The following is a 19,719-nucleotide window of genomic DNA, read 5'->3' on the forward strand; positions in this document are numbered from 1 at the left end:
GGCCCGTGATCGCTGGCGGGTCCGGGATTACCTGCAATTGCCCGCACATGCTGGCGGGCCCCTCCTGACCACGCTACAATAGCCGGTTTGATTTAAAGAGGGGACCCTTGTGAGACAAAAGCTGGTCATCGGCAATTGGAAGATGCATGGCAGCCTGGCCGCCAACGCGGCGCTGCTTGAGGGTATCAAGGCTGCGCCTGCGCGCGCGAAGCTGGCGGTCTGCGCGCCGTTCCCCTATCTTGCCCAGTGCCAGACGCTGTTGTCCGGTTCCCAGGTTGCGTGGGGCGCTCAGGATGTGTCGTCCGAGGCCCGTGGTGCCTTCACCGGTGAAGTAGCTGCCTCGATGCTGGGTGAGTTTGGTTGCGGCTATGCGCTCGTCGGCCATTCAGAGCGTCGTACCTACCATGGTGAAACCGACGCGGTAGTGGCTGCCAAGGCACTGCGCGCGCTGGAATTCGACATTGTTCCGGTGGTCTGTGTTGGAGAGACGCTGGCCGAGCGCGAAGCCGGTCAGACCGAAGCCGTGGTTGGTCGTCAGTTGCAGGCTGTACTCGATGCGTTGTCTATCGAGCAACTGGGTCGCATTGTTCTGGCCTATGAGCCCGTCTGGGCGATCGGTACGGGCAAGACGGCCACGAGCGCGCAGGCCCAGGAAGTTCATGCGGCGCTACGTGCGCGGGTCGCGGCGAAGGATGCCGGTGTTGCAGCACGCATGGCCATTCTGTATGGCGGTAGCGTCAAGCCCGACAATGCGGCTGAATTGTTTTCCATGTCCGATATTGACGGGGGGCTTATTGGTGGCGCCTCCCTGAAGGCGGATGATTTCCTCGCGATCGGCAACGCCTGAATGCCGGACGCGACTGTCTGATCAGGCAAGTTCGAAACGACTTTAACCAAATGGCAATCTTCAAGACTTTGTTGGTAATCGTGCAGGTCCTGTCCGCGCTCGGCGTGATTGGTCTTGTTCTGCTGCAGCACGGCAAGGGTGCCGATGTCGGTGCGGCGTTCGGATCGGGCGCCTCTGGCAGTCTGTTCGGCGCTACCGGATCGGCGAACTTCCTGTCACGTACCACGGCCGTTCTGGCGGCACTGTTCTTCTGCTGCACCCTGGGTCTGACGCTGCTGGGCAACTACAAGCCCTCGGCATCCCTGGGCGTGATGGGCGCGGCGCAGCAGTCGGCGCCGGCCGCTGCGGCACCTGCTTCCGCGCCTGCAGCAGCTGCAGCATCGGCCTCCGCGCCGGCGGCTCCCGCCGTGCCGAAGTAATTGCAATAATTGAACAGTGTGTCCACGGATTCCTGATTTTATTTGCAGTTGTGCATTGAACAAATCGGGAATCCTAGTTAGAATGCAGGGCTTGAAACGATTCCCCAGCGACGGGGCGAAAGCCGAAGGACAAACTCCTCGGCAGACGTTCCAGAGGGTATAAAAACCCAGCGCAAGGCAACATTGTTTCTCCCCCAGCCGACGTGGTGAAATTGGTAGACACGCTATCTTGAGGGGGTAGTGGCGAAAGCTGTGCGAGTTCGAGTCTCGCCGTCGGCACCAAACAACTTGATCGGAGTTCGTGTTGCGTATCTTCAAGATGCGTCGACATGTCCTCCGGCAGTCCGCAGGGCGGCGCCGTAGCTATGACGGGATGGCGCTTGGGGTGGGCAACAGGACGCCGCTATAGCTGGTGCTGTTGACAACATTCCAGATAAGGCTGGCCGCATCTTGACTCTCGAAGCCTACTTCCCCGTCCTCATCTTCATCGTCTTTGGCGTCGTGCTCGGTGTGGCACTGATGGCCATCGGTCGAATTCTCGGTCCCTACAAGCCTGACGCAGCGAAGCTGTCGCCGTACGAGTGCGGCTTCGAAGCGTTCGAGGATGCGCGCATGAAGTTCGACGTGCGCTACTACCTCATCGCCATCCTGTTTATCCTGTTCGATCTCGAAACTGCCTTCCTGTTTCCGTGGGGCGTCGCCCTCAAGGACATCGGTTGGCCGGGATTCATCGCCATGGGCGTGTTTCTGCTGGAATTCATCGTGGGCTTCGTCTACATCTGGAAAAAGGGCGCGCTCGATTGGGAGTGATGTGAAATGGCAATCGAAGGCGTTCTCAACGAAGGCTTTGTCACGACGACCGCTGACAAGCTGATCAATTGGACCCGTACGGGTTCCCTGTGGCCCATGACGTTCGGTCTGGCCTGCTGTGCAGTGGAAATGATGCACGCCGGCGCCGCACGTTACGACATGGACCGTTTCGGTGTGATTTTCCGCCCGTCGCCGCGTCAGTCCGACGTGATGATCGTGGCAGGCACGCTGTGCAACAAGATGGCCCCCGCGCTGCGCAAGGTGTACGACCAGATGGCCGAACCGCGCTGGGTGATCTCGATGGGATCGTGCGCCAACGGCGGCGGCTACTATCACTACTCATATTCGGTGGTGCGTGGCTGCGACCGCATCGTGCCGGTCGACATCTATGTTCCGGGCTGCCCGCCGACGGCGGAAGCGCTGATCTACGGCGTGATCCAGCTCCAGAACAAGATCAAGCGTACCAATACTATCGCGCGCAAGGGCTGATATGGCGAACCTGGATACCCTCAAGGCTGCGCTCGAAAAGGTCCTCGGCAAGCGCGTGCAGAACCTGATCGAGGCCACCGGCGAACTGACGCTGATCGTCAAGGCCGCCGACTATCTCGAAGTCGCGCGTCTGCTGCGTGACGATCCCTCGCTGCGTTTCGAACAGCTACTCGACCTGTGCGGCGTGGACTATTCCGACTACGCCGAAGGCGCCTGGGACGGCCTGCGCTTTGCCGCTGTCTCGCAGCTGCTGTCGGTAACGCACAACTGGCGTCTGCGTCTGCGCGTGTTCGCGCCGGACGATGATTTCCCGGTGCTGCCGTCGGTCATCAACGTCTGGAACTCGGTGAACTGGTTCGAGCGCGAAGCGTTCGATTTCTACGGCATCGTGTTCGAAGGCCATCCGGATCTGCGCCGTATCCTGACCGACTACGGTTTCGTCGGCCACCCGTTCCGCAAGGATTTCCCAGTCTCGGGCTACGTCGAAATGCGCTACGACCCGGAACAGAAGCGGGTCATCTACCAGCCGGTGACGATCGAGCCGCGCGAAGTCACGCCGCGCGTGATTCGCGAGGAAAACTACGGCGGCACGCAGCACTGAGATCGCGTCATGGCAGATATCAAGAACTACACCCTCAACTTCGGCCCCCAACACCCTGCAGCGCACGGCGTGCTGCGTCTGGTGCTTGAACTGGACGGCGAAGTCATCCAGCGCGCCGACCCCCATATCGGCCTGCTGCATCGAGCCACCGAAAAGCTGGCCGAGCAGAAGACCTGGATTCAAAGCGTCCCCTACATGGATCGTCTCGACTACGTGTCGATGATGGTCAACGAACACGCGTACGTGATGGCGATCGAGCGCCTGCTGGGCCTCGAGGTGCCGATTCGCGCCCAGTACATCCGCGTAATGTTCGACGAAATCACCCGTCTGCTGAACCACCTGATGTGGATCGGCTCGCACGCGCTGGACGTGGGTGCGATGGCGGTGTTCCTCTACGCGTTCCGCGAGCGTGAGGACATGTTCGACATGTACGAGGCGGTGTCGGGCGCGCGTATGCACGCGGCCTACTACCGTCCGGGCGGCGTCTACCGCGACCTGCCTGACACGATGCCGCAATATCGTGCGTCGAAAGTCCACAACGAGAAGGCCATCAAGGTCATGAACGAAGCCCGTTCGGGCTCGCTGCTGGACTTCATCGAGGACTTCACGAACCGTTTCCCGACCTATGTCGATGAATACGAGACGCTGCTGACCGATAACCGTATCTGGAAGCAACGTCTGGTCGATATCGGTGTGGTCACGCCGGAGCGTGCGCTGCAGATGGGTTTCACCGGTCCGATGCTGCGTGGCTCGGGTATCGAGTGGGATCTGCGCAAGAAGCAGCCGTACGAGGTCTACGACAAGATGGACTTCGATATCCCCGTGGGTACGGCGGGCGACTGCTATTCGCGTTACCTGGTGCGTGTTGAAGAAATGCGCCAGTCGAACCGCATCATCAAGCAGTGCATTGACTGGCTGCGTCGCAACCCGGGTCCGGTGATTACCGAGAACCACAAGGTGGCGCCGCCGTCGCGTGTGGACATGAAGTCGAACATGGAAGAGCTGATTCACCACTTCAAGCTCTTCACCGAAGGTATCCACGTGCCGGCAGGCGAGGCCTACGCAGCGGTGGAGCACCCGAAGGGCGAGTTCGGCATCTATGCGATTTCGGATGGCGCGAACAAGCCGTACCGTCTGAAGATCCGTGCCCCGGGCTTTGTCCACCTGGCCGCGCTCGACGAAATGGCCAGGGGACACATGATTGCGGATGCGGTCACGATCATCGGTACACAGGACATCGTGTTCGGCGAGATCGATCGCTAAGGGATACCGGAAGACGAGTATCCCGTCACAGGCCGTTGCCCGGACGACGTTCCGGGCGTGTTCGGCCGGCCCCGGCTGTAACGGTGGCGGCAGGCGATGCCTGCAACGGATCGGCAGGGACGCGAAAGGGCGTCCGGGCCGGCAGAACATGGCAGCGACGGCTGCAAACTAGCGGAGCCCCGCGCGGCTTCGCCGTATTACTGCAATGACCATGCTATCAGCAGAAGCTCTCAAGGAAATCGATCGCGCGATCGCGAAGTATCCGGCCGACCAGAAGCAGTCGGCCGTGATGGCGGCACTCGCCGTGGCACAGGGCGAGGTGGGCTGGGTTTCCCCCGAAGTCATGCAGTTCGTCGCCAGCTACCTCGAAATGCCGCCTGTGTGGGTGGAAGAGGTGGCCACGTTCTACAACATGTATGACACCAAGCCGGTGGGCAAGCACAAGCTCGCCGTCTGTACCAACCTGCCGTGCGCGCTGTCGGGCGGCGAGCGGGCTGGCGAATACCTGAAGCGCAAGCTCGGGATCGACTATAACGAGACCACCGCCGACGGCTGTTTCACCCTGAAAGAGGGCGAGTGCATGGGCGCGTGCGGCGACGCACCGGTGATGATCGTCAACAACACCCGCATGTGCAGCTTCATGAGCGAGCAGAAGATCGACGCACTGGTCGAAGAGCTCAAGTCCGAAGCCGCCGCCAAGGGGGACAAGTAACATGACCTCTCTGCATGACCGTCATATCAAGCCGCTGATTCTGGCTGGCCTGGACGGCAAGAACTGGCACCTCGAAGACTACGTGAAGCGTGGCGGCTACAAGCAGCTCCGCCGCATTCTCGAGGAAAAGGTAACGCCCGAGCAGGTGATCGCCGACGTCAAGGCGTCGGGTCTGCGCGGCCGTGGCGGTGCGGGCTTCCCCACCGGCCTGAAGTGGAGCTTCATGCCGCGTGCGTTCCCGGGTCAGAAGTACCTCGTCTGCAATACCGATGAAGGCGAACCGGGCACGTTCAAGGATCGCGACATCATTCGCTACAACCCGCACGCGCTGATCGAAGGCATGGCCATCGGCGCGTACGCGATGGGCATCACCGTGGGTTACAACTACATCCACGGCGAAATCTGGAATGAATACAAGATCTTCGAGGAAGCACTCGAAGAAGCGCGCCGCGCCGGCTTCCTCGGCGACAACATCCTGGGTTCGGGCTTCAACTTCCAGTTGCACGCCCACCATGGCTACGGCGCATACATCTGCGGCGAGGAAACCGCGCTACTGGAGTCGCTCGAAGGCAAGAAGGGCCAACCGCGCTTCAAGCCGCCTTTCCCGGCCAGCTTCGGCCTGTACGGCAAGCCGACCACCATCAACAATACGGAAACGTTCGCCGCGGTGCCGTTCCTGCTGGAAGTCGGCCCCGAGAACTACCTGAAGATGGGCAAGCCGAACAACGGCGGCAGCAAGATCTTCTCGGTGTCGGGCGATGTCGAGCGTCCGGGCAACTACGAGATCCCGCTGGGCACGCCGTTCGCAACGCTGCTGGAACTCGCGGGCGGCATGCGCGGTGGCAAGAAGATCAAGGCGGTCATTCCGGGCGGTTCCTCCGCCCCGGTGGTGCCGGGCGACCTGATGATGGCATCGGACATGGATTACGACTCGATCGCCAAGGCCGGCTCGATGCTGGGCTCGGGCGCCGTGATCGTGATGGACGAAACACGCTGCATGGTGCGTTCGCTCCTGCGCCTGTCGTATTTCTACTTTGAAGAATCGTGCGGCCAGTGCACGCCGTGCCGTGAAGGCACCGGCTGGCTCTATCGCATGGTGAATCGCATTGAACACGGAGAAGGCCGCCAGGAAGATCTGGACCTGCTCAACAACGTCGCGGAAAACATCATGGGTCGCACTATCTGCGCACTCGGCGATGCAGCGGCGATGCCGGTACGCGGCATGCTCAAGCACTACTGGAAGGAGTTCGAGTATCACGTCGAACACAAGCAGTGCATGGTCCCGGCCTATTCCTGAAGCGTGGCAGAACATGGTTGAACTCGAGATCGACGGCAAGAAGGTAGAGGTTGCGGAAGGCAGCCTCGTGATGGAAGCGGCCCAGAAGCTGGGCACGTACATCCCGCACTTCTGCTACCACCGCAAACTGTCCATCGCGGCGAACTGCCGCATGTGCCTGGTTGAAGTGGAGAAAGCGCCCAAGGCGCTGCCCGCCTGCGCCACCCCGGTGACGCCAGGCATGAAGGTTTTCACCAATTCTGAGAAGGCTGTGAAGGCTCAGAAATCGGTGATGGAATTCCTGCTGATCAACCACCCGCTCGACTGCCCGATCTGCGATCAGGGCGGCGAATGCCAACTCCAGGATCTGGCGGTGGGCTACGGTGGTTCGGAGTCGCGCTACAAGGAAGAGAAGCGTGTGGTGTTCCACAAGAATGTGGGCCCGCTGATCTCCATGGAAGAGATGACCCGCTGCATCCACTGCACTCGCTGCGTGCGCTTCGGCCAGGAAGTGGCCGGCGTGATGGAGCTGGGCATGCTGGGCCGCGGCGAGCACTCGGAAATCACGACGTTCGTCGGCCAGACCGTGGATTCGGAACTGTCCGGCAACATGATCGACCTGTGCCCGGTCGGCGCGCTGACCAGCAAGCCGTTCCGCTACTCGGCCCGTACGTGGGAACTGGCACGCCGCAAGTCGGTGTCGCCGCACGACGGCCTGGGTGCCAACCTCGTGGTCCAGACCAAGAACCAGCGCGTGATGCGTGTGGTGCCGCTGGAGAACGAGGACATCAACGAATGCTGGATCTCCGATAAGGACCGCTTCGCCTACGAAGGCCTGAACAGCGCCGACCGTCTGACCCGCCCGATGCTCAAGCAGGGTGGCGAATGGATGGAAACGGACTGGCAGACCGCGCTCGAATACGTGGCCAATGGTCTGGCAAGCATCAAGCGCGATCACGGCGCCGACCAGATTGCTGCGCTGGCCAGCCCGCACAGCACGCTGGAAGAGCTGTTCCTGCTGGGCAAGCTCGTCCGTGGTCTGGGCAGCGACAACGTCGACTTCCGCCTGCGTCAATCCGATTTCTCGGCCGCACTGAAGGGCGCGCCGTGGCTCGGCATGCCGGTGGCCGACGTCAGCACGCTGCAACGCGCGCTGGTGATCGGTTCGTCGCTGCGCAAGGATCATCCGCTGCTGGCGTCGCGTCTGCGTCAAGCCGTGAAAAAGGGCACACGTGTGGCCGTGATCGGCGCGGGCGGTGAAGACCTGCTGATGCCGGTCGCCGCGCGTATCAATGCTGCCCCGTCGGGCTGGACCGCCGCACTGGCCGGCGTGGCCCGTGCCGTGGCCGCCGCCAAGGGCGTGACCGCTCCGGCCGGTACCGAAGGATTCGACGGTGGCGATGCTGCGAAGGCCGTGGCCGATATGCTGCTGTCGGGCGAACGCCGTGCGGTGTTCCTCGGCAACGAAGCCGTCCGTCACCCGCAGTTCTCGTCGCTGCACGCTCTGGCGCAGTGGATCGCCTCGGAAACGGGCGCGACGCTGGGCTTCCTGACCGAGGCCGCCAACACGGTCGGTGGTTATGTTGCTGGCGCCCTGCCGCAGCAAGGCGGTGCCAACGCACAGGCCATGCTCGATGCGCCGCGCCGCGCGTACATTGTGCTGAACGCCGAGCCCGAGTTCGACGCCGCCGATGGCCGCAAGGCACTGGCCGCGCTGAACCAGGCCGGCACGGTCGTGGTGCTGTCGCCGTTCCGTTCGGAAGCCGCGTTGCAATACGCAGACGTGATCCTGCCGGTCGCGCCGTTCACCGAAACCGCAGGTACGTTCGTCAATGCCGAAGGCAAGGCGCAGAGCTTCAACGGCGTGGTACGCGCGCTGGGTGAGTCGCGTCCGGGCTGGAAGGTGCTGCGCGTGCTGGGCAACCTGCTGGAAGTACCGGGCTTCGACTTCGACACGGCTGAAGCCGTGCGCGACGCCGCGCTGGCTCGTCCGGTCGCCGAGCAACTGAACAACTCGACCGATGCCCCGATCCGCGTGACGGCTGCTGCCGCCAACGGTGTCGAGCGTATCGCCGATGTGCCGATTTACCACGCCGACCCGATCGTGCGCCGTGCCGACTCGCTGCAGCTTACCGCCGCCGCGCGCCGTGCGATGCAGGTGTCGCTGTCGTCGGATCTGTTCGCCAAGCTGGGCGTGCAGGCTGGCGATCCGGTGCGTGTGATGCAGGATGGTGCCAGCGTGGTGCTGCCGGCCGCTCTCGAAGCGACGCTGCCGGCAAACACAGTGCGCGTGCCGGCCGCCACCGAGGCTGCCGTGACGCTGGGTGCACTGTTCGGCAATGTCACCGTTGAGAAAGCCATCGACCTGCCGGCCGGCAACAACGCGGCCGCGACGGCCACCGCATAAGAAGAGCGAGAAAGCAACATGATCGACTGGATTACCTCGCAAGGTCACGACATCTTCGGCATGTACTGGACGCCGCTGTGGATTCTTATCCGCGCGGTGCTCATCGTGGTGCCGGTGCTGCTGTGCGTGGCCTACCTGATTCTGTGGGAGCGCAAGCTGATCGGCTGGATGCACGTGCGTATCGGCCCGAACCGCGTGGGTCCGCTGGGCTTGCTGCAGCCGATCGCCGACGTGCTGAAGCTGCTGCTCAAGGAAGTCATGTTCCCGTCGCAGATCAACCGGGGCATGTACCTGGTGGCTCCGCTGATGGTGCTGATGCCCGCAGTCGCTGTCTGGGCGGTGATTCCGTTCCAGGCCGAAGTGGTGATGGCCGATATCAACGCTGGTCTGCTGTACGTGATGGCCATCAGCTCGGTGGGCGTCTATGGCGTGATTCTGGCTGGATGGGCCTCGAACTCGAAGTATGCGTTCATCGGTGCGATGCGTGCCGCGGCGCAGATGGTGTCGTACGAAATCGCCATGGGCTTCGCCCTGGTGACCGTGCTGATGGTGTCGGGCAGCCTGAACCTGTCGCACATCGTGAACGCCCAGAACACCGGCTACTTCGCCAACATGGGCCTGAACCTGCTGTCGTGGAACTGGCTGCCGCTGCTGCCGATGTTCGGCGTGTACTTCATCTCGGGCGTGGCTGAAACCAACCGTCACCCGTTCGACGTGGTGGAAGGCGAATCGGAAATCGTGGCCGGCCACATGATCGAATATTCGGGCATGACGTTCGCGCTGTTCTTCCTGGCCGAGTACATCAACATGATCATCATCTCGACGATGACCTCGCTGATGTTCCTTGGTGGCTGGGCACCGCCGTTCTCGAGCGCGCTGACCAATGCGATCCCGGGCTTCTTCTGGCTGGTGATCAAGGTATTCCTGCTGCTGTCGGTTTTCATCTGGATTCGCGCTTCGTTCCCGCGTTACCGCTATGACCAGATCATGCGTCTGGGCTGGAAGATCTTCATTCCGCTGACCGTGGCTTGGCTGATCATTGTGGCGATCTGGATCAAGTCGCCGTGGAACATCTGGCACTAAGAGGCCAGGCGATGGTGCGTCACTGCCAGAGGCAGGGCGCGCCGCGCGGAAATACTTAGGAAGCAATCGTCATGCTGCTCGCCATCAAGGACTTCTTCAACAGCCTGCTCCTGAAGGAACTCTTCAAGGGTATGGCTTTGACCGGCCGCTATCTCTTCGCGCGCAAGATCACAGTCCAGTTCCCGGAAGAGAAGACGCCGATGTCGCCGCGTTTCCGCGGCCTGCACGCACTGCGCCGCTATCCCAATGGGGAAGAGCGTTGCATCGCCTGCAAGCTGTGTGAAGCGGTGTGCCCGGCATTGGCTATCTCGATCGAATCGGACGTGCGTAACGACGGCACCCGCCGCACCACGCGCTACGACATCGACCTGACCAAGTGCATTTTCTGCGGCTTCTGCGAAGAAGCTTGCCCGGTTGACGCGATCGTCGAGACGCACATTCTCGAGTATCACGGCGAAAAGCGCGGTGACCTGTACTTCACCAAGGACATGCTGCTGGCCGTTGGCGACCGCTACGAGCCGCAGATCGCCGCAGCCAAGGCTGCGGACGCGAAGTACCGTTAAGCGTATCGACGCAGGGCGGGAGCAGGGCGCTTGAGGCGCCGGCTCCCGAAAGCGAAATTGAATCGGTCCCGCAAGGGGCCAACAGAAGGATGCCGCGAGCACGCGTGGTCACCCCGAAAGGGGGGCTGTGTGCAAGCGGCCCAAAGAGGATCCGATAGGGACCATGGAACTCACGACCACCATCTTCTATGTCTTTGCCTTGGTGCTGGTGCTGTCCGCACTGAAAGTCATCACGGCAAAGAACCCGGTGCATTCCGCACTGTTCCTCGTCCTGGCGTTCTTCACCGCCGCAGCGATCTGGATGATCCTGAAGGCGGAATTCCTCGCCATCCTGCTCCTGCTCGTGTACGTCGGCGCCGTGATGGTGCTGTTCCTGTTCGTCGTGATGATGATCGACATCGACATCGAGCATCTGCGGCGCGACTTCTGGACCTATGTGCCGATGGCCTCGATCATTGGCGCGCTGATCATCGCCGAAATGGCGATCGTGCTCGTGCGCAACTTCATCGGCACGACCAACGCGGTGCTGCCCCCGGGCGCGCAGGATCCGAACTATTCGAATACCGCCGCGCTGGGCAAGCTGATCTACACCGACTACATCTACGCGTTTGAAGTGGCCGGCATCATCCTGCTGGTGGCCATCATCGCTGCCGTTGCACTGACGCTGCGCCGTCGCAAGGATGTGAAGGCACAGGACGTTGGCGCCCAGCTCCGTGTGCGCCGCGACGAGCGCGTGCGTCTGGTGAAACTGCCGGCCGAGGGCCGGGCCGAAGCGGATGCTGCGGCAGCCGCCAACAAGAACTAAAGCCCGGAGAAACCGCTGTGCTCTCTCTCGCCCACTTCCTCGTCCTCGGTGCGATCCTGTTTGCGATCAGCATCGTTGGCATCTTCCTGAACCGCAAGAACGTGATCGTGCTGCTGATGGCGCTCGAACTGCTGCTGCTTGCGGTGAACATGAACTTCGTCGCCTTCTCGCACTACATGGGCGACTTGGCTGGTCAGGTTTTCGTTTTCTTCATCCTCACGGTGGCCGCCGCCGAGTCGGCAATTGGTCTGGCAATCCTGGTTGTGCTGTTCCGTAACCTGGACACGATCAACGTGGACGACATGGATACCCTCAAGGGCTGATTCATGACCGCATCCACATTGAACCAAGACTGCTCCCCGATCGCACACCAATAAGCGTCCTATGGCAACCACGCTCAACCCCAACCTGCTGCTGGCGATTCCGCTGGCGCCGCTCGCCGGCGCCGCGATAGCTGGTCTGTTCGGTACCAAGTTCTTCGGCACGTTTTCCTCGGAGTCGCGCGGCGGCCGGATCGTGGCGCATTCGGCAACGATTCTCGGCGTTGCCATCGCTTTTGTCCTGTCGGTGATGGTGCTGCTCGACGTGCTCAACGGCGCGGGCTACAACGCCACCGTGTACGAGTGGATGACGATCGGCAGCCTGAAGATGGAGGTCGGCTTCCTGGTCGACTCCCTGACCGCGATGATGATGGTGGTCGTGACCTTCGTCTCGCTGATGGTGCACATCTACACCGTCGGTTACATGGAAGGGGACCCCGGCTACAACCGATTCTTCGCCTACATCTCGCTCTTCACCTTCTCGATGCTGATGCTGGTGATGAGCAACAACTTCCTGCAGCTGTTCTTCGGCTGGGAAGCGGTGGGCCTGGTGTCGTACCTGCTGATCGGTTTCTGGTACACCCGCCCGACGGCGATCTTCGCGAACCTGAAGGCGTTCCTGGTCAACCGTGTGGGTGACTTCGGCTTCATCCTCGGTATCGGCCTGCTGCTGGCATACAGCGGCAGCATGAACTACACGGATGTCTTCGCTACCCGCGAGCAGCTGGCTACCGTGATCTTCCCAGGTACCGACTGGATGATGATCACCGTGGCCTGCATCTGCCTGTTTATCGGCGCGATGGGCAAGTCGGCGCAGTTCCCGCTGCACGTCTGGCTGCCTGACTCGATGGAAGGCCCGACCCCGATCTCGGCACTGATTCACGCTGCAACCATGGTGACCGCCGGTATCTTCATGGTGGCGCGTATGTCGCCGCTGTTCGAACTGTCGGATACCGCGCTGTCGTTTGTGCTGGTCATCGGCGCGATCACCGCGCTGTTTATGGGCTTCCTGGGCATCATCCAGAACGACATCAAGCGCGTGGTGGCGTACTCCACGCTGTCGCAGCTCGGTTACATGACCGTCGCGCTTGGCGCTTCGGCCTACTCGGTGGCCGTGTTCCACCTGATGACCCACGCGTTCTTCAAGGCACTGCTGTTCCTTGCCGCGGGTTCGGTGATCATCGGCATGCACCATGACCAGGACATCCGCAACATGGGCGGCCTGCGCAAGTACATGCCGATCACGTGGATCACGTCGTTGGTCGGTTCGCTGGCCCTGATCGGCACGCCGTTCTTCGCGGGCTTCTATTCGAAGGACTCGATCATCGAGGCCGTGGCCGAATCGCATATCGCTGGCTCGGGCTTCGCGTACTTCGCGGTGCTGGCCGGTGTGTTCGTGACCGCCTTCTATTCGTTCCGCATGTACTTCCTGGTGTTCCACGGTGAAGAGCGCTTCGGCAAGGCCGATGACCACCATGGCAACCACCATGACGAGGAAGTCTCGCACGACCATCACCACGGCCTGGCTCCGGGCCAGAAGCCGCATGAGTCCCCGTGGGTCGTGACGCTGCCGCTGGTGCTGCTGGCCATCCCGTCGGTGATCGTTGGCGCCATCGCCATCGAGCCGATGCTGTTCGGCGAGTTCTTCAAGCATGGCGTGGCCTTCAAGGACGTGATCTTCGTCGGCGAGAACCATCATGCGATGGAAGAGCTGAAGGAAGCGTTCCATGGCTGGGTGCCGATGGCGATTCACTCGCTGACGACGCCGGTGCTGTGGCTGGCTATCGCAGGCGTGGTGCTGTCGTGGTTCTTCTACATGAAGCGCCCGGACATCCCCGCGGCGATCAAGCAACGTTTCTCCGGTCTCTACAAGCTGCTGGACAACAAGTACTACATGGACGCGATCAACGAAGCGGTTTTCGCTCGCGGCGCGCGCCTGCTGGGTACCGGCCTGTGGAAGGGTGGTGACCAGAGCTTCATCGACGGCCTGTTCGTCAATGGTTCGGCCCGCGTGGTGGCGTCGTTTGCTGCGGCCAGCCGCTACCTGCAGTCCGGTTATATCTACCATTACGCTTTCGCGATGATCATCGGCATGTTGGTGCTCCTGACGCTGACGATCACTGGCGTGATAGGCACCAAGTGATAGGCACCAAAGCAAGGAAAACATAGAAATGGTTCTGTCTTTCGCAATCTGGCTGCCTATCTTCTTCGGGCTGGTGGTATTGATGTTCGGCTCCGACCGAAGCAAATGCTTCGTGCGCTGGATGGCGCTGTTCGGTGCTATCGTCAGCTTTGCCGTCACGCTGCCGCTGATCTTCCACTTCGACACCGCTTCCGCTGCGATGCAGTTCGTCGAGCAGGCGACGTGGATCGAACGCTTCAACATCCAGTACCACCTGGGTGTGGATGGCATCTCGATGTGGTTCGTGGTGCTGACCGCATTCATCACCGTGATCGTCGTGATCTCGGCCTGGGAAGTGATCACCGAACGCGTGGCCGAGTACATGGCCTCGTTCCTGATCCTGTCAGGCTTGATGGTCGGTGTCTTCTCGTCGCTGGACGGCCTGCTGTTCTACGTGTTCTTCGAAGCCACGCTGATCCCGATGTACATCATCATCGGTGTCTGGGGCGGCCCGAACCGCGTGTATGCGGCGTTCAAGTTCTTCCTCTACACGCTGCTCGGCTCGCTGCTGACCCTGGTCGCGCTGCTGTACCTGTACAACAAGACGGGCTCGTTCGACATCCTCACCTGGCATCAGGCCAAGTTGACGATGAACGAGCAGATCGCGATCTTCCTCGCGTTCTTCATGGCCTTCGCGGTGAAGGTGCCGATGTGGCCGGTGCACACCTGGCTGCCGGACGCCCACGTGGAAGCGCCGACCGGCGGTTCCGTGGTGCTGGCGGCGATCATGCTGAAGCTGGGCGCCTACGGTTTCCTGCGGTTCTCGCTGCCGATCGCCCCGGACGCCAGCCACTACCTGGCCCCGTTCATCATCACGATCTCGCTGATCGCCGTGATCTACATCGGCCTCGTGGCACTGGTCCAGGCCGACATGAAGAAGCTGGTGGCGTACTCGTCGATCGCTCACATGGGTTTCGTGACGCTCGGTTTCTTCATCTTCAATGAAATCGGCATCGAGGGCGGCATCATCCAGATGATCTCGCATGGTTTCGTGTCGGGCGCGATGTTCCTGTGTATCGGTGTGCTCTATGACCGCGTGCACTCGCGCCAGATCGCCGACTACGGCGGTGTGGTGAACGTGATGCCGAAGTTCGCGGCGCTGTCGGTGTTCTTCGCGATGGCCAACTGTGGCCTGCCGGCTACCTCGGGTTTCGTGGGCGAGTTCATGGTGATCCTGGGTGCTGTCAAGTTCAACTTCTGGATTGGCCTGCTGGCCGCCACGGCCCTGATCTTCGGCGCGGCTTACTCGCTGTGGATGGTCAAGCGCGTGATCTTCGGCGATATCGTGCACGAGCACGTGCGTGAACTGGTGGACCTGAACAAGCGTGAATTCTTCATGCTCGGTCTGCTGGCGATCATGACGCTGTACATGGGTCTGTACCCGAAACCCTTCACCGACGTGATGCACGCATCGGTGGTGAACCTGCTGTCCCACGTGGCACAGTCCAAGCTGTAAGCGGGGGAGAGAAATCAACATGCAATCGTCCTCTAGCCTGGCCCCGGTGGCGCCAATCATTTTCCTGGCGATCGCCATTGCGGCGATCAACTGGATCGACCTAGCCCGCGGCAAGAACCGCACCAGCGTGGCGTACCCGCTGTCGCTGCTGACTACACTGGTGCTGACCGCTTGGTTCGGCATCGACGCGGCAGGCGGCGAAACGCACTACGCGTTCGCCAACCTGGTCGTGATCGACCCGATGGCGAACGTGCTGGCTGCGTTCTGCTCGCTGGGTATGCTGCTGACGCTGATCTACACGCGTAGCTATCTGGCCGAACGGGACATGTTCGCAGGCGAGTTCTACATGCTCGCGCTGTTCACGCTCGGCGGTCAGATCGTGATGATCACCGGCAACAACTTCCTGACGCTGTACCTGGGTCTGGAGCTGCTGTCTCTGTCGTCGTATGCGCTGGTTGCCCTGCGCCGCGACTCGCGCGTGACGTCCGAATCGGCGATCAAGTACTTTGTACTGGGCGCGCTCGCATCGGGCTTCCTGCTCTACGGCATGTCGATGATGTACGGGGCCACCGGTTCGCTGAACCTGGGTGAAGTGTTCCGCGTGGTCGAGTCGGGCCGCGTCAACACGACGATGCTGGCCTTCGGCGTGGTGTTTATCGTGGCCGGTGTGGCCTTCAAGCTGGGTGCCGCACCGTTCCATATGTGGATCCCGGACATCTACCAGGGTTCGCCGACCGCTGTGACGCTGCTGATCGCTGCTGGTCCGAAGGTTGCCGCATTCGCGCTGATCATCCGCCTGCTGGTGGAGGGCCTGCTGCCGCTGGCGACCGACTGGCAGGTCATGCTGGTGATCCTGTCGATTGCTTCGCTGGTCATCGGTAACCTGACGGCTATCGTTCAGACAAACCTGAAGCGGATGCTGGCGTACTCGACGATCTCCCACATGGGCTTCGTGCTGCTGGGCATGCTTTCGGGCGTGGTGGCCAACAAGGCCGACGGCGCAGTGAACGCCTACAGCTCGTCGATGTTCTACTCGATCACGTACATGCTGACCACGCTGGGCACGTTCGGCCTGATCCTGGTTCGCACGCGCAAGGGCTTCGAGGCAGAAACGCTCGACGATCTGAAGGGCATGTCGCGCCGTCATCCGTGGTTCGCGTTCCTGATGCTGGTGATGATGTTCTCGATGGCCGGCATTCCGCCGACCGTTGGCTTCTATGCCAAGCTGTCGGTGCTGCAGGCGGTCGTGTCGGCAGGTATGAGCTGGCTGGCCGTGGTGGCAGTGGTGTTCTCGCTGATCGGCGCGTTCTACTACCTGCGCATTGTGAAGCTGATGTACTTCGATGCACCGGTTGGCGAAGAGCCGCTGGAAGCTTCGACTGGCCTGCGTTCGGTGCTGAGCCTGAACGGCTTGGCCGTGATCCTGCTGGGTCTGTTCCCGGCTGGCCTGATGGACCTGTGCTTCCAGGCCATCCGTGCTACGCTGGCGTCCTGATTTTTCAGGCAAGGTGACGCAATGAGTTCCTCGGCAGGTGGTTGGTTTGTCATCCTTTTGGCACTGGTGTGTGCCAACCTGCCGTTCGTCAACCAGCGCCTGTTCGCCGCGGTGGGCCTGAAGTGGGCCCGCAAGCCGTTGTGGCTGCGCCTGGTGGAACTATTCATGTGGTACGTGGTGGCTGGCCTTGCCGGCTTCGCAGTGGAAGCGAGCCTCGGCAACGCCTTCCCGCAAGGCTGGCAGTTCTACGCCATCACCGCCTGCATGATGCTGGTGTTTGCCTTCCCCGGCTTCACCTGGCAATACCTGGTCAAACATCGCACGGCCTGATTGCGGCCAGACCCTCGCGCCGGGGCCCGTGCCACACCCGGAGCGTTCATGATCGACAAGACCCCAGCCGTATCGTCCGAAGAGCGTGACGATCACCTCAGGGAAACTGCCGTCGCTTCCGCGACCATCCATCGCGGCAAATTCCTCACCCTCAAGCAAGACATCGTGCGCCTGCCCAATGGCAAGCAAGCCGGGCGCGAGTACGTGCTGCATCCGGGCGCAGTCATGATGATCCCGCTGTTCGACGACGGCACGGTGCTGATGGAGCGCCAGTTCCGCTACCCGATCGGTGAAGTGATGCTCGAATTTCCGGCGGGCAAGCTCGATCCGGAAGAGGGCGCGCAACGATGTGGCGAGCGCGAGTTGCTCGAGGAAACTGGCTACACCGCGCGTCGCTGGGATTACCTGACGCGGATCCACCCTGTGATCTCCTACTCGACCGAGTTCATCGATCTGTTCCTGGCGCGTGATCTGATCGCCGGCGAGGCGAAACTCGACGATGGCGAGTTCCTGGAAACCTTTATCACGCCGGTGGGTCAGGTGATCGATTGGGTACGTCAGGGCCGCATTACTGACGTCAAGACGATCATCGGCGCGCTCTGGCTGGAGAAGATCGTCTCTGGCACCTGGCAGCCGGGCGAGCAAAGCAAGCCTCCGTTTCCTGACAATCGCAGCATCGGCTGAAACGGCGCATAACTGCTAAGCTACTGCGCCGCCTTGCAGGCTTGAGTCTGCCTCAGCGCCAGTCTCCGCATGGGGTTTTCCCTTGCTCCGGCGTAATTGTGTTTAGGACGCATCCTGCCAGGCAAAAACGGTCAGCGAAAAAATTAGCACGACCGTTCACAAAATTTCGATTCACGGCTAATATTGCCCGACGGGCTGGAAAGATCATGAAGGTGCTCGACCTGCGCTGTGCGCAAGACCATCGTTTCGAGGGTTGGTTTGCCTCGGAGGAAGATGCGCAATCGCAGATTTCGCGTGACCTCGTCCAATGCCCGGTCTGTGGTGACCATGCCGTCTCCCGCCTGCCCAGCGCGCCGCGCCTGAATCTTTCGGGTGCCACCGCCAAGCCGGCGCAGACGCAGGTCCGGAACGCCGAGGAAGGCAAGGCCGACGCGCAGCAGATGATGCAAGCGCTGCAGGCCCGCTATCTGAAGGCAGTTCGGCAGGTACTGGCGCAGACCGAGGACGTGGGAGAACGTTTCGCCGAGGAAGCGCGGCGCATGCACTACGAGGAAGCGCCGGAGCGCGGTATCCGCGGTTCGGCAACGCCGGAAGACGTGCAGGCGCTGGCCGACGAAGGCATCGAGACCTTTCCGCTCATCGTGCCGGATGCGCTAAAGCAGACGGCCCACTGAACAAGCATCCTGTGCCCGGTTTACCTCGCGCAGTGATGCGCGAGGTAAAACAAACGGCCGGCGCCCGCCGGCACCACCAATGGAGACGGGCATGGATCTCAATTACTCGGCGGCCGACATCGCCTTCCGTCAGGAAGTGCGTAGCTGGCTCGAAGCCAACCTGCCGGCGGAAATCCGCGAAAAGGTACTCAACCACCGCCGCCCCAACCGCGACGATCTGGTGCGCTGGCACAAGATCCTGGCTGGCAAGGGCTGGTCCGCGCCGCACTGGCCGGTCGAGTTCGGTGGCACGGGCTGGAACGCCACGCAACGCCACATCTGGGACGAGGAAAATGCCCGCGTCGGCGCGCCTGGCGTGCTGCCGTTCGGCGTGGCGATGGTCGCGCCCGTGATCATGAAGTACGGCAATGCAGAGCAGAAGTCGTACTACCTGCCGCGTATCCTCGACTGCACCGACTGGTGGTGCCAGGGCTATTCGGAGCCGGGTTCGGGTTCGGATCTGGCTTCGCTGAAGACCCGTGCCGAGCTGACGTCGGATGGCAAGCACTACATCGTCAACGGCCAGAAGACCTGGACCACGCTCGGCCAGCACGCCGACATGATCTTCTGCCTGGTGCGCACCGACCCCGAGGCCAAGAAGCAAGAGGGCATTTCGTTCCTGCTGATCGACATGAAGACGCCGGGCATTACCGTGCGCCCGATCATCATGCTCGACGAAGAGCATGAAGTGAACGAAGTCTTCTTCGACAACGTCAAGGTGCCGGTCGAAAACCGCGTCGGCGAGGAAAACCGTGGCTGGACCTATGCCAAGTACCTGCTTGGCCATGAGCGTACCGGCATTGCGCGCGTGGGTAACTCCAAGCGCGAACTGGGCTTCCTGAAGCGCGTTGCCCGCCAGCAGCAGAAGAACGGCAAGCCGCTGCTCGAGGATCCGGTGTTTGGCGCCAAGGTTGCCGCGCTGGAAATCGAACTGATGGCGCTGGAGATCACCGTGCTGCGCGTGGTGTCGAGCGAAGCCGCTGGCAAGGGCCCCGGCCCCGAGGCATCGATGCTCAAGATCAAGGGCACCGAGATCCAGCAGATGCTGACCGAACTGATGGTCGAAGCGGTCGGCCCGTACGCCCAGCCGTTCGATCCGGCGTACCTGGAGTGCGAACACGAGCACGCCGTGACCGGCTATGACGACGCCGCCCCGCTGGCCGCGTACTACTTCAACTATCGCAAGACCTCCATCTACGGCGGTTCGAACGAAATCCAAAAGAACATCATCAGCCAGATGATTCTGGGGCTGTGAGGAGACACG

General features: G+C 61.6%; 20 protein-coding genes and 1 tRNA gene. All 21 read left to right on the forward strand.

The window, feature by feature from the left end; all coding sequences use genetic code 11:
- The first annotated feature begins 109 nt into the window (after positions 1 to 109).
- On the forward strand, positions 110 to 847 hold the full coding sequence (tpiA, locus tag WD006_RS04320) for a triose-phosphate isomerase (protein WP_029308250.1): 738 nt from the start codon (positions 110 to 112) through the stop codon (positions 845 to 847).
- A gap of 50 nt (positions 848 to 897) precedes the next feature.
- The gene (gene secG, locus WD006_RS04325) at positions 898 to 1,266 is read left to right on the forward strand and encodes a preprotein translocase subunit SecG (RefSeq protein ID WP_011515747.1); all 369 of its coding nucleotides are present in this window, start codon (positions 898 to 900) and stop codon (positions 1,264 to 1,266) included.
- A 197-nt stretch (positions 1,267 to 1,463) separates the two neighbouring features.
- Positions 1,464 to 1,548: transfer RNA gene (locus tag WD006_RS04330), tRNA-Leu, on the forward strand.
- A 168-nt stretch (positions 1,549 to 1,716) separates the two neighbouring features.
- Positions 1,717 to 2,076: an NADH-quinone oxidoreductase subunit A gene (locus tag WD006_RS04335; RefSeq protein ID WP_008643341.1), complete on the forward strand. Its 360-nt coding sequence runs from the start codon at positions 1,717 to 1,719 to the stop codon at positions 2,074 to 2,076.
- Positions 2,077 to 2,082: 6 nt separating this feature from the next.
- Positions 2,083 to 2,565 carry a NuoB/complex I 20 kDa subunit family protein gene (locus WD006_RS04340; RefSeq protein ID WP_008643342.1) on the forward strand — a complete coding sequence of 161 codons (483 nt, stop codon included), beginning with the start codon at positions 2,083 to 2,085 and terminating at the stop codon, positions 2,563 to 2,565.
- A 1-nt stretch (position 2,566) separates the two neighbouring features.
- Positions 2,567 to 3,166, forward strand: a complete 600-nt coding sequence (locus WD006_RS04345) for an NADH-quinone oxidoreductase subunit C (protein WP_008643343.1) — start codon at positions 2,567 to 2,569, stop codon at positions 3,164 to 3,166.
- Between the two features lie 9 nt (positions 3,167 to 3,175).
- On the forward strand, positions 3,176 to 4,429 hold the full coding sequence (locus WD006_RS04350; RefSeq protein WP_011515748.1) for an NADH-quinone oxidoreductase subunit D: 1,254 nt from the start codon (positions 3,176 to 3,178) through the stop codon (positions 4,427 to 4,429).
- Positions 4,430 to 4,640: 211 nt separating this feature from the next.
- On the forward strand, positions 4,641 to 5,141 hold the full coding sequence (gene nuoE, locus WD006_RS04355) for an NADH-quinone oxidoreductase subunit NuoE (protein WP_008643345.1): 501 nt from the start codon (positions 4,641 to 4,643) through the stop codon (positions 5,139 to 5,141).
- 1 nt (position 5,142) lies between these two features.
- Positions 5,143 to 6,438, forward strand: a complete 1,296-nt coding sequence (gene nuoF, locus WD006_RS04360) for an NADH-quinone oxidoreductase subunit NuoF (RefSeq protein ID WP_008643347.1) — start codon at positions 5,143 to 5,145, stop codon at positions 6,436 to 6,438.
- A 13-nt stretch (positions 6,439 to 6,451) separates the two neighbouring features.
- Positions 6,452 to 8,824: an NADH-quinone oxidoreductase subunit NuoG gene (gene nuoG / locus WD006_RS04365; RefSeq protein WP_011515750.1), complete on the forward strand. Its 2,373-nt coding sequence runs from the start codon at positions 6,452 to 6,454 to the stop codon at positions 8,822 to 8,824.
- 18 nt (positions 8,825 to 8,842) lie between these two features.
- Positions 8,843 to 9,907 carry an NADH-quinone oxidoreductase subunit NuoH gene (gene nuoH / locus WD006_RS04370; RefSeq protein WP_008643351.1) on the forward strand — a complete coding sequence of 355 codons (1,065 nt, stop codon included), beginning with the start codon at positions 8,843 to 8,845 and terminating at the stop codon, positions 9,905 to 9,907.
- A 71-nt stretch (positions 9,908 to 9,978) separates the two neighbouring features.
- Positions 9,979 to 10,470 carry an NADH-quinone oxidoreductase subunit NuoI gene (gene nuoI / locus WD006_RS04375; RefSeq protein WP_008643353.1) on the forward strand — a complete coding sequence of 164 codons (492 nt, stop codon included), beginning with the start codon at positions 9,979 to 9,981 and terminating at the stop codon, positions 10,468 to 10,470.
- A 163-nt stretch (positions 10,471 to 10,633) separates the two neighbouring features.
- On the forward strand, positions 10,634 to 11,275 hold the full coding sequence (locus WD006_RS04380) for an NADH-quinone oxidoreductase subunit J (protein ID WP_017512778.1): 642 nt from the start codon (positions 10,634 to 10,636) through the stop codon (positions 11,273 to 11,275).
- Positions 11,276 to 11,292: 17 nt separating this feature from the next.
- On the forward strand, positions 11,293 to 11,598 hold the full coding sequence (gene nuoK, locus WD006_RS04385; protein ID WP_008643358.1) for an NADH-quinone oxidoreductase subunit NuoK: 306 nt from the start codon (positions 11,293 to 11,295) through the stop codon (positions 11,596 to 11,598).
- Between the two features lie 61 nt (positions 11,599 to 11,659).
- Positions 11,660 to 13,738 (forward strand): NADH-quinone oxidoreductase subunit L, encoded by a 2,079-nt coding sequence (nuoL, locus tag WD006_RS04390; RefSeq protein WP_008643359.1) that lies wholly within the window; start codon positions 11,660 to 11,662, stop codon positions 13,736 to 13,738.
- A 28-nt stretch (positions 13,739 to 13,766) separates the two neighbouring features.
- Entirely contained in the window at positions 13,767 to 15,233 is a 1,467-nt protein-coding gene (locus WD006_RS04395; RefSeq protein WP_011515752.1) for an NADH-quinone oxidoreductase subunit M, read from the forward strand.
- A gap of 19 nt (positions 15,234 to 15,252) precedes the next feature.
- On the forward strand, positions 15,253 to 16,728 hold the full coding sequence (gene nuoN / locus WD006_RS04400) for an NADH-quinone oxidoreductase subunit NuoN (RefSeq protein WP_029308249.1): 1,476 nt from the start codon (positions 15,253 to 15,255) through the stop codon (positions 16,726 to 16,728).
- A 21-nt stretch (positions 16,729 to 16,749) separates the two neighbouring features.
- A complete protein-coding gene (locus WD006_RS04405) occupies positions 16,750 to 17,058 on the forward strand; it encodes a DUF2818 family protein (RefSeq protein WP_008643366.1) in 309 nt (102 codons plus the stop codon).
- Between the two features lie 48 nt (positions 17,059 to 17,106).
- On the forward strand, positions 17,107 to 17,742 hold the full coding sequence (locus WD006_RS04410) for an NUDIX domain-containing protein (RefSeq protein WP_029308248.1): 636 nt from the start codon (positions 17,107 to 17,109) through the stop codon (positions 17,740 to 17,742).
- Positions 17,743 to 17,948: 206 nt separating this feature from the next.
- Positions 17,949 to 18,416, forward strand: a complete 468-nt coding sequence (locus WD006_RS04415; RefSeq protein ID WP_011515755.1) for a DUF1178 family protein — start codon at positions 17,949 to 17,951, stop codon at positions 18,414 to 18,416.
- Between the two features lie 91 nt (positions 18,417 to 18,507).
- Entirely contained in the window at positions 18,508 to 19,710 is a 1,203-nt protein-coding gene (locus tag WD006_RS04420; protein ID WP_008643372.1) for an acyl-CoA dehydrogenase family protein, read from the forward strand.
- Positions 19,711 to 19,719: the final 9 nt, after the last annotated feature.

The sequence above is a fragment of the Cupriavidus sp. Met-2 genome (genome assembly GCF_049843575.1).
Taxonomy (GTDB): domain Bacteria; phylum Pseudomonadota; class Gammaproteobacteria; order Burkholderiales; family Burkholderiaceae; genus Cupriavidus; species Cupriavidus metallidurans.